The organism is Hyphomonas sp. GM-8P (assembly GCF_003263315.1).
Taxonomy (GTDB): Bacteria; Pseudomonadota; Alphaproteobacteria; order Caulobacterales; family Hyphomonadaceae; genus Hyphomonas.
Window position 1 is genome coordinate 1 of sequence record NZ_AWFE01000001.1, and the last position, 12242, is coordinate 12242.

Annotated in this window: 12 protein-coding genes; 7 read left to right on the forward strand and 5 right to left on the reverse strand. The window is 61.9% G+C overall.

Annotated features, from left to right (window positions below; all coding sequences use genetic code 11):
- Window positions 1–74: 74 nt before the first annotated feature.
- Entirely contained in the window at window positions 75–1085 is a 1011-nt protein-coding gene (locus tag HY26_RS00005) for an NAD(P)H-dependent glycerol-3-phosphate dehydrogenase (RefSeq protein ID WP_112072666.1), read from the forward strand.
- Between the two features lie 78 nt (window positions 1086–1163).
- Entirely contained in the window at window positions 1164–2000 is an 837-nt protein-coding gene (locus HY26_RS00010) for an enoyl-CoA hydratase-related protein (protein ID WP_034768958.1), read from the forward strand.
- 16 nt (window positions 2001–2016) lie between these two features.
- Here HY26_RS00010 and HY26_RS00015 read toward each other — a convergent pair whose 3' ends face one another.
- A complete protein-coding gene (locus tag HY26_RS00015; RefSeq protein WP_051600262.1) occupies window positions 2017–2520 on the reverse strand; it encodes an Lrp/AsnC family transcriptional regulator in 504 nt (167 codons plus the stop codon).
- Between the two features lie 175 nt (window positions 2521–2695).
- Here HY26_RS00015 and HY26_RS00020 point away from each other — a divergent pair, with 175 nt between their 5' ends.
- Window positions 2696–5083 (forward strand): transketolase, encoded by a 2388-nt coding sequence (locus HY26_RS00020; protein WP_112072667.1) that lies wholly within the window; start codon window positions 2696–2698, stop codon window positions 5081–5083.
- A 6-nt stretch (window positions 5084–5089) separates the two neighbouring features.
- On the opposite strand, the gene HY26_RS00025 is transcribed toward HY26_RS00020, so the two are convergent.
- The 3 genes from HY26_RS00025 to HY26_RS00035 form a co-directional block, all read right to left on the reverse strand.
- Window positions 5090–6001, reverse strand: a complete 912-nt coding sequence (locus HY26_RS00025) for an MBL fold metallo-hydrolase (RefSeq protein ID WP_112072668.1) — start codon at window positions 5999–6001, stop codon at window positions 5090–5092.
- A 35-nt stretch (window positions 6002–6036) separates the two neighbouring features.
- A complete protein-coding gene (locus HY26_RS00030; RefSeq protein WP_112072669.1) occupies window positions 6037–6975 on the reverse strand; it encodes a hypothetical protein in 939 nt (312 codons plus the stop codon).
- A 134-nt stretch (window positions 6976–7109) separates the two neighbouring features.
- Complete coding sequence (locus HY26_RS00035) at window positions 7110–7520, reverse strand: TIGR01244 family sulfur transferase (protein WP_034768966.1); 411 nt, start codon at window positions 7518–7520, stop codon at window positions 7110–7112.
- A gap of 132 nt (window positions 7521–7652) precedes the next feature.
- Here HY26_RS00035 and HY26_RS00040 point away from each other — a divergent pair, with 132 nt between their 5' ends.
- Together HY26_RS00040 and HY26_RS00045 are read left to right on the forward strand one after the other, a co-directional pair.
- The gene (locus HY26_RS00040) at window positions 7653–8624 is read left to right on the forward strand and encodes an ABC transporter permease (RefSeq protein ID WP_233348858.1); all 972 of its coding nucleotides are present in this window, start codon (window positions 7653–7655) and stop codon (window positions 8622–8624) included.
- Window positions 8624–9535, forward strand: coding sequence for an ABC transporter permease subunit (locus HY26_RS00045; RefSeq protein WP_112072670.1), 912 nt, complete (start codon window positions 8624–8626; stop codon window positions 9533–9535). Before HY26_RS00040 ends, HY26_RS00045 begins: the two co-directional genes overlap by 1 nt.
- Here the strand turns inward: HY26_RS00045 and HY26_RS00050 are convergent.
- Window positions 9532–9939, reverse strand: coding sequence for a hypothetical protein (locus tag HY26_RS00050; protein WP_112072747.1), 408 nt, complete (start codon window positions 9937–9939; stop codon window positions 9532–9534). The genes HY26_RS00045 and HY26_RS00050 overlap by 4 nt on opposite strands.
- 95 nt (window positions 9940–10034) lie before the next feature.
- On the opposite strand from HY26_RS00050, the gene HY26_RS00055 reads away from it, so the two are divergent.
- Together HY26_RS00055 and HY26_RS00060 are read left to right on the forward strand one after the other, a co-directional pair.
- A complete protein-coding gene (locus tag HY26_RS00055) occupies window positions 10035–10856 on the forward strand; it encodes a LysR family transcriptional regulator (protein ID WP_112072671.1) in 822 nt (273 codons plus the stop codon).
- Window positions 10857–11016: 160 nt separating this feature from the next.
- Window positions 11017–12225, forward strand: coding sequence for a potassium/proton antiporter (locus HY26_RS00060; RefSeq protein WP_112072672.1), 1209 nt, complete (start codon window positions 11017–11019; stop codon window positions 12223–12225).
- Window positions 12226–12242 lie beyond the last annotated feature (17 nt).

Genomic DNA, 12242 nt, shown 5'->3' on the forward strand with positions numbered 1-12242 from the left:
TCTGATCCCGCCTCTGATCCCGCCTCTGATCTCTGCGGCTTGCCCAGACTGACGGTTTCGCCCAAATTCCGGGCATGACAACGCATTTCAAGAAGTTCGGCGTGATCGGCGGCGGGGCCTGGGGCACCGCCATCGCACAGATGCTGACCCGCGAGGGGCAGGATGTGCTGATCTGGTGCCGCGAGACGGATGTGGCAGAGGCGATCAACACCGCGCACGAGAACACCGTGTTCCTCCCCGGCGTGCCGCTCAAGCCTGCCCTGAAAGCGACGAGTGAGCTTGCCGACCTTGCCGGTATGGACGCCGTCTTCGCCGTCGCCCCGGCCCAGCACACACGTGCCACGCTGAAGGCGCTGAAAGGCACGCTGAAGCCCGGCACGCCGGTCGTGCTCTGCTCCAAAGGAATTGAACTGGCGACCGGCGAGTTCATGACGCAGGTGCTGAAGGACGAACTGCCGGATGCGGTGCCGGCGGTGATGTCCGGCCCGAGCTTTGCCATCGATGTCGCTCAGGGCCTGCCGACAGCAGTGACTTTCGCCATTGATGACGAAAAGCTTGGCACCGAACTGATCGCCGCAATCTCGACCCCCACTTTCCGGCCCTACCTCGCGCATGACCTGCTGGGCGCCGAAGTCGGCGGCGCGGTGAAGAATGTGCTGGCCATCGCCTGCGGCATTGCCCTCGGCAAAGGCCTCGGCCGTTCGGCCCATGCGGCCCTGATTGCCCGCGGCAGCGCAGAGATGACCCGGCTCGCCCTGAAGCTCGGCGCGGAGCGGGAAACGCTGGCGGGCCTCTCGGGCCTCGGTGACCTCGTGCTGACCTGCTCCTCGGAGACCAGCCGTAACATGAGCTGCGGCATGGCACTCGGCAAAGGCGAGTCGCTGGAGAGCATCCTCGGCGCGCGGAATGCGGTGACCGAAGGCGTTGCCACAGCACCAGTGCTCCGGAAGCTGGCGGCGAAGCATGGCGTGGAAATGCCGATTTCAGATGCCGTCGCCGCCGTGATCGAAGGCGAGATCAGCGTGGACGAAGCCATCGTCCGACTCCTGATGCGGCCGAACCGGGCCGAAGCCGTCACCGCCTGACCTTTAAACCTGACCCGCCGTCATGTCTGGCCGGGCCGGGGCCCGCTGCTAAGGTTCCTTCCAAACAGGAGGAAACGCATGGCCTACGAGTGTTTTGAAGTCACCATCGAAGACAAGATCGCCCACATCCGGATGAACCGGCCTGAGGCGCTGAACACGATGAACAAGGCGTTCTGGAATGAACTGCCGGAAATCATCCACGACATCGACAACAATGCCCGCGCGCGGGTGATCGTGATCTCGTCCACCGGCAAGCACTTCTCCGGCGGCATGGACACGACCGTCTTCACCGGCGACCGCGATGCGCCCAAGCATGACCGCTACATCATGGCCGAGGCCCTGCGGTCCAACATCAAGCACATCCAGCACAGCTTCAGCTGCATGGAAGAGGCCCGCATGCCGGTTCTGTTCGCGCTGCACGGCGGCGTGATCGGCGGCGCGGTGGACATGATCTCCGCCGGCGACATCCGCTGGTGCACCAAGGACGCCTTCTTCTCCATCATGGAAACCAATATCGCCATGACGGCGGACGTCGGCACCTTCCCGCGCCTTCAGCGCTACATCCCTGAAGGCTGGGTCAAGCAGATGGCCTATACCGGCATGCGCCTGCCTGCCGCCAAGGCGAAGGAAATCGGTCTCGTCAATGACGTCTTCGACACGCATGAAGAGATGATGGAAGCCGTGATGGGTGTCGCGCGCGAGATCGCCGCCAACAGCCCGCTGGCCGTCACCGGCTGCAAGGTGCTGATCAATTATGGCCGCGACCACAACACTGCCGACACGCTGGACTATATCGGCGTCTGGAACGCCGCGATGTTCCCGCCGCCGCACATGGCTGAAGCCTTCAAGGCCCGGATCGAAAAGCGCGATCCGGAATATCCGGAACTCTCGGAACTGCGCGACACTGCGATGTAGGCCGCGCAGCGGAATCTCACTTCCGCGCCTGGGTCTGATTGGCCTGCACCTGCCGGGAGAGTTCCGGCGGGCGGCGCTTCTGCACCACAGGGCGCAGGGCGAAGCTGGACTTGATGCTGCGCACTTCCGACAGGCCGGCCAGCCGCTCAGTCAGGAAGCGCTCGAACTCGTCCAGCCCGTCCACGGCGATGCGAAGCAGATAATCGTCGTCTCCCGTCATGAGATAGCAATCCATGACTTCAGGCGATTCCTCCATCGTCTTCTCGAAGACGGACAGAGTCTCGCGCTTCTGATCGACCAGAGACACCCAGGTGAAGACCGAGAAGGCGCCGCCCAGCAGCGCCTCTGACAGGTGCGCCTGGTAACCCTGGATCACACCCATTTCTTCCAGTTTGCGAATACGGTTCACCGTCGGCGTCTGCGACAGGCCGACCGCGGAAGACAGATCGGAAATACTGATCCGGCCCTGCTCAGTCAGGGAATCGAGAATTCTGATGTCAATTTTATCCAGAGCAGTCATTTTAACCTCAGAAATCAATATTCATAGGTAAATACATAGCCAGACGACCAAAAGGCAATGTGAATTAGTGGGATTTCCTACGGCACAGATGGTAATCTTCCCAAGCACAATGGCCCGGACACGACAGAACACCCGCCGCGTCCAATGGGCGGTTATGTGGTAAAGGGAAACGGACATGCCGAACGAGCTGGATCATCTGAAAACCCTCGAGCAACGCCTGCTCTGGCTTTCAGCCTGGATGGTGCACAATGCCAATCACCTGCGCCCGAAAGGCGAAGGCGATGTGAAAGTGGGCGGGCACCAGGCCTCCTGCGCGTCGATGGTTTCGATCATGACCGCGCTCTATTTCCACACGCTGCGCCCGGAAGACCGTGTGGCGGTGAAGCCGCACGCCTCGCCTGTCTTCCACGCAATGCAGTACATCATGGGCAACCAGACGCTGGACAAGCTGAAGAGCTTCCGCGGCTATGGCGGCGCGCAGTCCTATCCCAGCCGCACGAAGGACGTGGACGATGTGGACTTCTCCACCGGTTCCGTCGGCCTCGGCGTGGCGGAGACGGCGTTCGCCTCCATCGTGCAGGACTATCTTGCCGCCAAGGACTGGGCGGCTGAGCGCCCGCTCGGCCGGATGGTCGCGCTGGTGGGCGATGCGGAGCTGGACGAAGGCAATGTCTATGAGTGCCTTCAGGAAGGCTGGAAGCATGAGCTGCGCAACACCTGGTGGATCATCGACTATAACCGCCAGAGCCTCGATGGCGTAGTGCATGAGGGCCTGTGGGAAAAGATCGAGTCGATCTTCAAGGCGTTCGGCTGGCGCGTCGTCGTGCTGCGCCACGGCGCCCTGCAAAGGGCCGCTTTCGAAGAACCGGGCGGCGAAGCGCTGAAAAGCTGGATCCAGTCCTGTCCGAATGCGGATTATTCGGCGTTGACCTATCAGGGCGGCGCAGCGTGGCGTAAACGCCTGATGGACGACCTTGGCGACCAGGGCGATGTCTCTGCCCTGCTGTCAAAGCGCAGCGATGAAGAACTGAACGCCCTGATGAACAATCTCGGCGGCCAGTGCCTCGAAACGCTGACCGAGGCCTTCGACAGTATCACCGACGACCGCCCAACCGTCTTCCTCGCCTACACAATCAAGGGCTGGGGCACGCCGCTGGCAGGTCACAAGGACAATCATGCCGGCCTGATGACCCCGGCCCAGATGGCAGACTTCCAGAGCCGCATGGGCGTGCCGGAAGGCGAGGAATGGGAGAAACTGGCGACCGTCGAAGACAAGGCTGCGCTGGAGACATTCCTCGGCCGCGCCCCCTTCTTCGAGGCGGGCCCGCGCCGCTTCACCGCGCCGAAAGTGGAAAGCCCCGGCCCGGTATTCCTCGATGACCGCACGCTTTCCACGCAGGCTGGGTTCGGGAAGATCCTCGACACGCTGGCCAAAGGCGAGAGCGGGATTGCAGACCGCATCCTGACGACCTCGCCGGATGTGACCTCCTCCACCAATCTCGGCCCATGGGTGAACCGGCGTTCCCTCTTTGCCCGGACGGAGAAGGAAGACACGTTCCGTCAGCAGCGCATCCCCTCGACACAGAAATGGCAGTTCTCCCCCGCAGGCCAGCATATCGAGCTCGGCATTGCGGAGATGAACCTGTTCCTGCTGCTTGGCGCAGCGGGCCTGTCGCACTCACTGTTCGGTGAGCGGCTGATCCCCATCGGCACGGTGTATGATCCATTCGTGGCACGCGGCCTCGATGCGCTGAATTATGCCTGTTACCAGGACGCCCGCTTCATCATCGCCGGCACGCCGTCGGGGGTAACACTGGCACCGGAGGGCGGCGCACACCAATCCATCGGCGCCCAGCTGATCGGCATGAGCCAGGATGGCCTTGTCAGTTTCGAACCGGCTTATCTCGACGAGCTTTCCATCATCATGGACTGGAGCTTCGACTATCTCCAGCGCAGCGGCGAGAATGATCCGGACGAACGCACCTGGCTGCGCGATGAGACCGGCGGCTCAGTCTATCTTCGCCTCACCACACGCCCGCTGGAACAGCTGGGCCTGAAAGCGCGGGACGATCAGGCGTTCCGGCAAGGCGTCGTGGACGGCGCCTACTGGCTCCGTGACCCGGGCCCGAATTGCGAAGTCGTCATCGCCTATCAGGGCTGTGTTGCCCCGGAAGCCATTGAGGCCGCAGGCCGCATCGGAAACGACCGGCGCGATATCGGCGTGCTGGCGATCACCTCAGCCGACCGATTGAACTCCGGCTGGACGGCGGCGCGCCGGGCGCGTGCCCGCGGCCACCGGGAGGCGACGAGCCAGATCGAACGTCTGATGGCGGACGTTCCACGCGACGCGACGCTGATCACGGTGACCGATGGCCACCCCGCGACACTTGCCTGGATCGGGTCTGTGATGGGTCACCGCACCGCGCCGCTGGGCGTCGAACATTTCGGGCAGACCGGCACGATCGACGACCTCTACCGACACTTCATGATCGACGCGGATTCCATCGTGGCCGCCGCAAATTATCTTTCGGCAGGAAGGCGGATCGGCCTCAGCGTGCGCTAGGCAGGATCAGGCCGCAGAACGCACCAGCTCGAAGTGGGAACGCACGGTCGGCTTTTCGTCCGGCGTGGTCACGCGGCCGGTTTTCACCAGCTCGATCATGTGGCCCAGCACCGACATGGCCGCCGCCGGATGGAGACGCTTGTCGACGTCCTTGTACATCTCTTTCACCATTTCGGGGATGAGGTTCTCCCCTTCGGAAAGATGGTGCAGGATCGCACGTTCACGCTCGCGGCGGTGCTCGGCATATTCAGTGATGAAGTGCTCGACGAAATCCTTGCCCTTCACCGGGTCACCATGCGTCGGGTAGAGCGAGTCGAACTTCATCCCACGGATCTTCTCAAGGCTGCGCATATAGTCACCCATGTCGCCGTCCGGCGGCGCGACGACTGTGGTGGACCAGCCCATGATATGGTCGCCCGACAGGCAGGCATTCTCTTCGCGCAGGCCAAAGCAGAGATGGTTGCAGGTGTGACCGGGCGTTTCGATGACATCCAGCGTCCAGCCAGGGCCTGAGATGACATCGCCGTCGCCGACCTTCACATCCGGCATGAAGCCGAGATCGTCTGCACTGCCCAGTTCGCCCTTGGCCGTCGGCACACCGCAATTCTTCGCATAGGTCTTGCAGCCTGCCCATTCGGCCAGCGGCTGCGCCAGCGGCGAATGATCGGAGTGGCCATGGCTGACCAGCACATGGGTAACCGTTTCGCCTTCCAGCGCCTTTTTCAGGGCTTCGAAATGCTCTGGCTGCTCCGGCCCCGGATCGAGCACGGCCACTTCACCATGGCCGATAATGTAGACCCCGGTACCGACATAGGTGAACGGGCCGGGATTGTTCGCGATCACGCGGCGGATCAGCGGGGTCATCTGCTGGACGACGCCGTATTCGAATTCGATATCCTTGATATAAGGGATGGCCATGTGCAGTCTCTCGATATTCAGCCTGCAGACATATCCTATCGCCGCTTCGGTGCGAACCGTGTACCGAAAGCCTGCGCCATACGACGGGTCGCTCTCAGCTTGGAACCAAGCTTCAAGGCAACCGGCGGGCCCATGTCGGTCTTGTTCGCATCGACGATATAGAGTCGTCCGCTGTTGCGATCACGTAGACAATCAATGCCGCCCCAGTCCAGTCCCATTTCCTTCGCAAAGCGTTCGATCACGGTGATTTCATCCGCCGTGTAACAATTGCGAGGTTCGTCGAGCAGCACCTCTGCATTCTCGTTTGCAAAACGCCGTTCCAGCGGCCTGCGCTTGCGGAAGACAACGACCGGAGACCCGTTCACGAGGCAGCAGCGGAGGTCTTCCACCAGGCCACCTTCAATCTCGTTGTCGACGAGGACCTGATAACACTTGCCGGGCACCGCCTCGTCCAGCGGCCCCTCCAGAACCCGCCCGTCATGGGCGGCGTTCAGTTCGGATTTTTCCACCATCCGGCCCGTGTAAGTCGTCGGATCAACTGCGAGCGAATAGCCCGCGGCCTTTTCGAAGGCGACGCCGACCTTTGACTTGGACACGTCATGGCATTCGAAATTGACGAGGCGTGCGCCTTCCTTGACGTCCGGCAGCTTGTTGTTCGTTTCGGTACAATCGTCGAACTGCATGACAATGTCGGCCTTGGTGACATCGTCGATCAGCTTCGCACCGGAAACGTGCATCACTGGCCAGATAAAGTACCAGGGGCGTGGCTTGTCCGGGTAGAAAGCGATGGTCGGGCGCTTGTGGCCCTCGATCCGGCGCCAGATGCGCCAGGATTGTGCCGCTCCGTAGAATGCCAGCCAGGTGAAGACGTCGTTTATCAGCGACAAGGTGAGCGGAATGCGGGCACCGGTTTTCTTCACCAGCATCGCGCCGTCATCGTACTTGAAATCGGTCAGCCACAACCGGTCTGTCATTCCGTACTCTCCTGACTGGCGAACAGTACACTTAAGCACGGTTCGCGGCCGGTTTCCTGCCTCGCACGCCGCCAGCTCACTGACAACACACTTAATGCGGCGCATTTGTGATCACCGGCCATACGGAACTGCCCTTAGAGCAGTGATTCGATACTGGAAAGATCGTAGCCCGCACCTGCAGCAGCGTCGACGATTTCCTGCCCGGTGCCCTGACCCGCATGGGTCAGCGCCCAGGCCGTGATGCAGCGCGTTCCGGTGCGGCAATAAGCCAGTACAGGCTGAGGGGCCTCATTGAGGATTCCGCCCATGCGCTCGACGATTTCAGGCGTCGGAGCGCCAGAAAACGGCAGCGCGACGAAGGTCAGCCCAAGCGCTTCAGCCTTCGCCCGGATCGGCCCCATGCGCGGCTGTTCGATGCCGCCTTCCCCGTCCGGCCGGTTGGCAATGATGGTCTTGAAACCGGCTGCAGCGATTTCCTCAACGTCTTTTTCGGAAATTTGCGGAGCAACGGCGAATGCGTCTGTAACGCGGCGAATATCAGCCATTTGGGAGGGTCCTGTCTGTTGAGACGGTCTTGATCGATTCGGATACCTAGCTAAGGAAGGATATCCGTTCTGCCAAGGTTTTGGCGGAACACCTTTTCGCTATGGCCCTGCAACAACGACGGAAATTTGCCCTTGTCCACCCTGCAGCGCGCCCTCAGCCGGATCCCGTGGGGCTACACCGCCCGCCGCCTGCTGATCGCCATTCCCACCATGCTGGCCATCATCACCATGGCCTTCCTGATGATGCGTGCGGCGCCTGGCGGGCCATTTGACGGGGAACGCAAGCTCCCAGCGGCCACCGAGAAGGCCATCGCCGCCAAATTCGGCTTCGACAAGCCTCTGCATGAGCAATATTTCGACTATGTCGGCGGCGTCCTTCAGGGCGATTTCGGCCCCTCCTACAAGACGCTCGGCAAGAGCGTGAATGACCTGATCGCCGACGGCCTGCCCATTTCCCTGGCTATCGGCTCCCTGGCAATGATCCTGGGCATAACACTTGGCACATTGCTGGGCGTATTTGCGGGGCTCAGGCAAAACTCCTCGGCAGATTATGGCGTCATGGGCCTCGCAATGTTCGGAATATCCATTCCGACCTTTGTGACCGGGCCGATCCTGATCCTTATTTTCGCGCTTGGTGCCGGCATATTTGCCGTGGGCGGCCTCGGCACTTACCCCAATATCGGCATGAGCTGGCACAACATGACCCTGCCGGTCATCACGCTGGCCCTGCCGCAGATCGCCATCATCTCCCGCCTGATGCGCGCCTCGATCATTGAGACGATGCGCTCCAACCATATCCGCACCGCCCGCTCCAAGGGCCTGTCAGAGCGCCAGGTGATCGCCCGCCATGCGCTGCCTGCCGCGCTGCTACCTCTGATCTCCTATGCCGGCCCGGCCATGGCGCGGGTCATGACCGGTTCGGTCGTGATCGAGAAGGTGTTCGGCCTACCGGGGCTCGGCTCCTACTTCGTCAATGGCGCGCTGAACCGTGACTATACGCTCGTGATGGGCGCGATCATCGTTTACGCCGGCCTGATCGTGATCCTGAACCTCGTCGCCGACATCCTCTACGCGGTGCTCGATCCGAAAGTGAAGTACGACTGATGAGCCAGGCTGACCCGCTTCTCGATCCCACCGGCCGCGTGGAACCTGTGAACCAGGCCATCGCCGGCGGCCGCTCCCTCTGGGATGACGCCCGCGCGCGCCTCTTCCACAACAAGGCCGCTGTGGCCTCCATGTGGGTGCTGGGCGTGCTGGTTGTCATCGCAATCATCGGCCCGATGGTCTGGGTACACGACTATCGCGCGATCTCGGGGGCACGCGCGATTGCCCCGACTTTCGAGAATATGCACATCCTTGGCACGGACCTGCAGGGACGCGACCTGATGGCCCGCCTGATGATCGGCCTGCGCATCTCGCTCATGGTCGGTGTTGTCGCGACCGCGGTCAGCCTCGTCATCGGCGTCACCTGGGGCGCCACCGCCGGTTATCTCGGCGGCCGGGTCGACAATTTCATGATGCGCATCGTGGACGTGCTCTACGCCCTGCCCTTCATCTTCTTCGTCATCCTGCTGCTGACCGTGTTCGAGCGGAACATCTTCCTGATCTTCGCCGCCATCGGCGCGATTGAATGGCTGACCATGGCACGGATCGTTCGCGGCCAGACCCTCGCCATCAAAGGCAAGGAGTTCATCGAGGCCGCCCGCGCCGCCGGTGTCAGCCGCCGCGCGATCATCCTGCGCCACATCCTGCCGAACGTGATCGGTCCTGTGGCCGTTTACGTGACCCTGACCATCCCGGTCGTGATCCTGGCAGAGAGCTTCCTCTCCTTCCTCGGCCTCGGCGTGAATGAGCCGCTGACCTCGCTCGGCGTGCTGATTTCCGATGGCGCGGCGCGGATGGAAGAGAAGCCCTGGATGCTGCTCGCCCCGGCCGGGACGATGGCCGTCACCCTGCTCTGCCTGAACTTCATCGGCGACGGCCTGCGCGACGCGCTGGACCCGAAGGACCGCTAGACGTTCACAATATTCGTCACGGTCTCACGGAAGAAATCCAACATGCCGTCCGTCTCATGTGAGATAATGAACGTAACGCTGGTCACATCGCGCTGTCTTTCACCGTAAAAGAAGCGCTGATTGAAGCGTGTCAGATGCCAGCCATCTCCCAATGCGAAGACATCAATTCCCAGCGCTTCAGTGCCTTTTGGAAAGACGTCCTGGCTGAGTTGGACCATCACACCCATCAGGGCTTCACGGGAATTTGCCAGCTGCCAGCTCGTATCCGCTTCGTCGCGGAAGTGGTCGATGCGGAAATCGACGTCGTCCGCAATCAGTTCGAAGAGTGACGGATCGCCGGCAGCGAACCTGGAAAGTACCTGCCCAATGGTCGTCTCTGTTGTTTTGGTAAGGGTCGGTTGCATGATCAAAGCTCCTTTCGCTGTGATGCCTTCCATATGCGACCGCGCAGAAGTCTAGGCTATTGCTATTATATATATGTTTAATATAGTTATTGCCTATGATTGATCTGACCACACTGCGCTACTTCACCAGTGCCTTCGAGACCGGCACCTTCAGCCAGGCCGCCCGCGCAAACGGCGTCAGCCAGCCGACCGTGTCCGCGGCGATCCAGAAGCTGGAAGAAACGCTGAGCGCCCCTTTGTTTCAGCGGTCGAAATCCGGCCTGACGCCGACGGCGCTGGCACGCCGGCTCTATTCCGATGCCGAGCAGAGCGTCACCCATCTCTCGACATTGGAAGACCGCCTGCGCGACCTGCCGCAGCAGACCGTCCGCTTTCATTGCGCGCCTGATGTTCTGGTTCACGGGATCGCGCCAGACCTGAGCCGCGTCCGCCGCAAATCCGCGACGTTGACCTTCAGCTTCACCGAAACCGCAGAAGACAGCGATATCGCCTATTTGTCCGAAGCCTGCGTTCCGGGAAATCATGCGTTCATCCCCCTGACGGAAGAACCCTTCTGCGTTGCTGTTGCGCGTTTCCACCCACTCGCCGCCCTGTCCGGGTTGCATCTGGCCGATCTGCAGGAGTATCCGCTGATCCACCGGCCCTATTGCCCGAATGCGGATCATATGCAGCTCGTCCCGTCCCTCGCGTCTCCTGTCGCGCAGGCCATGAATGACAGCCAATTGCTGGAGCTGGTGGCGGCCGGGCTCGGCATCGCGTTTGTGCCCCGCTCGCATGGAGACGGGCGTGACGACATCACGGTTTTGCCCCTGCGCGACGTGGAAACAGGCACACGCAAGGTCGGCATCTCGCATCGCAAGACAGCCTTCGCCAAAGGACTGGCTCAGGAGCTGACACTGACCCGTCCGGCGACCTGATAACGCCGGACGCGAAGCGCTGGCCCCGAAAGCGCCCTCAGCTGCAGAATTTTGTGTTCTGCCGGGCACATACTGACCTGAAACACCCCTGACGGGATTGGATTTTTCCTGTGGGTGTCCCATCTCTCCAGTATCCCGAAATCCGAGAGAGGCGGCCCGGTTGGCGCTATTCCTGTTCCTTTGCAGCCTGGTCGTCTTTACCAGCTTTGCCATGATGCCGCTGGCGCGCCGGGCGGGTGCGCCGTTCCTGCTCCTGGCCCTCGTCATCGGCATGCTGCTTGGGGAAGATGGCCCGGGCGGAATACAGTTCAGCAATTTCGGTCTGGCCTTTGATCTGGGCAGTGTGGCGCTCGCGGTCATCCTGTTTGCCGGCGGGCTGGAGGCCGAGCGTTCGGTCTTCCGCACGGCGGGCATTCCCGCCATCAGCCTGGCTACGCTCGGTGTACTGATCACGGGCGCCGTGACAGGAATTGCCGCCATCTTCATCCTGAACCTGCCCTGGCTGCAGGGCCTGCTGCTGGGCGCCGCCGTTGCCTCGACAGATGCCGCGGCGACCTTCCTTCTGGTGCAGCAAAGCGGCGTGAACCTGCGCCGGAAACTGCGGGACACGCTGATGCTGGAGTCCGGGATCAACGACCCGATGGCCATTTTCCTCACCGTCTCGCTCACCATGCTGGTCGCAGCCCAGCCTGCAGGCACGGCAACGGACCTTGCCGGTTTTGCCCTCTTCCTCGCCCAGCAGGCCGGGATCGGACTTGTGGCAGGGCTTGGCGGCGGACGGCTCCTCGCCTGGCTGACAGACCGATTGAGCCTGCCAATGGGCACCTATCCGGCGATGACCCTGTCCGGCGCGCTGACCATCTATGCGGGCACCACCCTTCTGGGGGGCAGTGGATTCCTGGCGGTCTACCTCGCCGGGTTTATGCTGAAGGCCTATCTGCACCGTCCGATCGACCGGATCGAGGATTTCAACGAGGCCTTCCAGTGGCTATGCCAGATGGTGCTGTTCCTGATGCTCGGCCTGCTGGTGACACCGAGCGCGCTGCTCAAGGATTTCTGGCCGGCGATTGCCTGCGCCGGAGTGCTCATGCTGATCGCCCGCCCGCTGGCCGTGTTCGCCAGCGTGAGCTGGATGGGCTTTTCGCTGAAGGAAAATTTGTTCCTCAGCTGGGTGGGCCTGCGCGGAGCGGTGCCGGTACTGCTGGCGATCTATCCCGTCATCGCACCCGGGCCGGTGACCGTCGGCTTCTTCAACATCGTCTTCGTCATCGTCACGGTGTCTCTCATTACACAGGGCTGGACGATTTCCCAGGCGGCGCGCTGGCTGAAGCTCGGCGATACAGCGGAGCCCCAGCCCGCAAAGACCTAGCCCATCCGGGCTTCCGT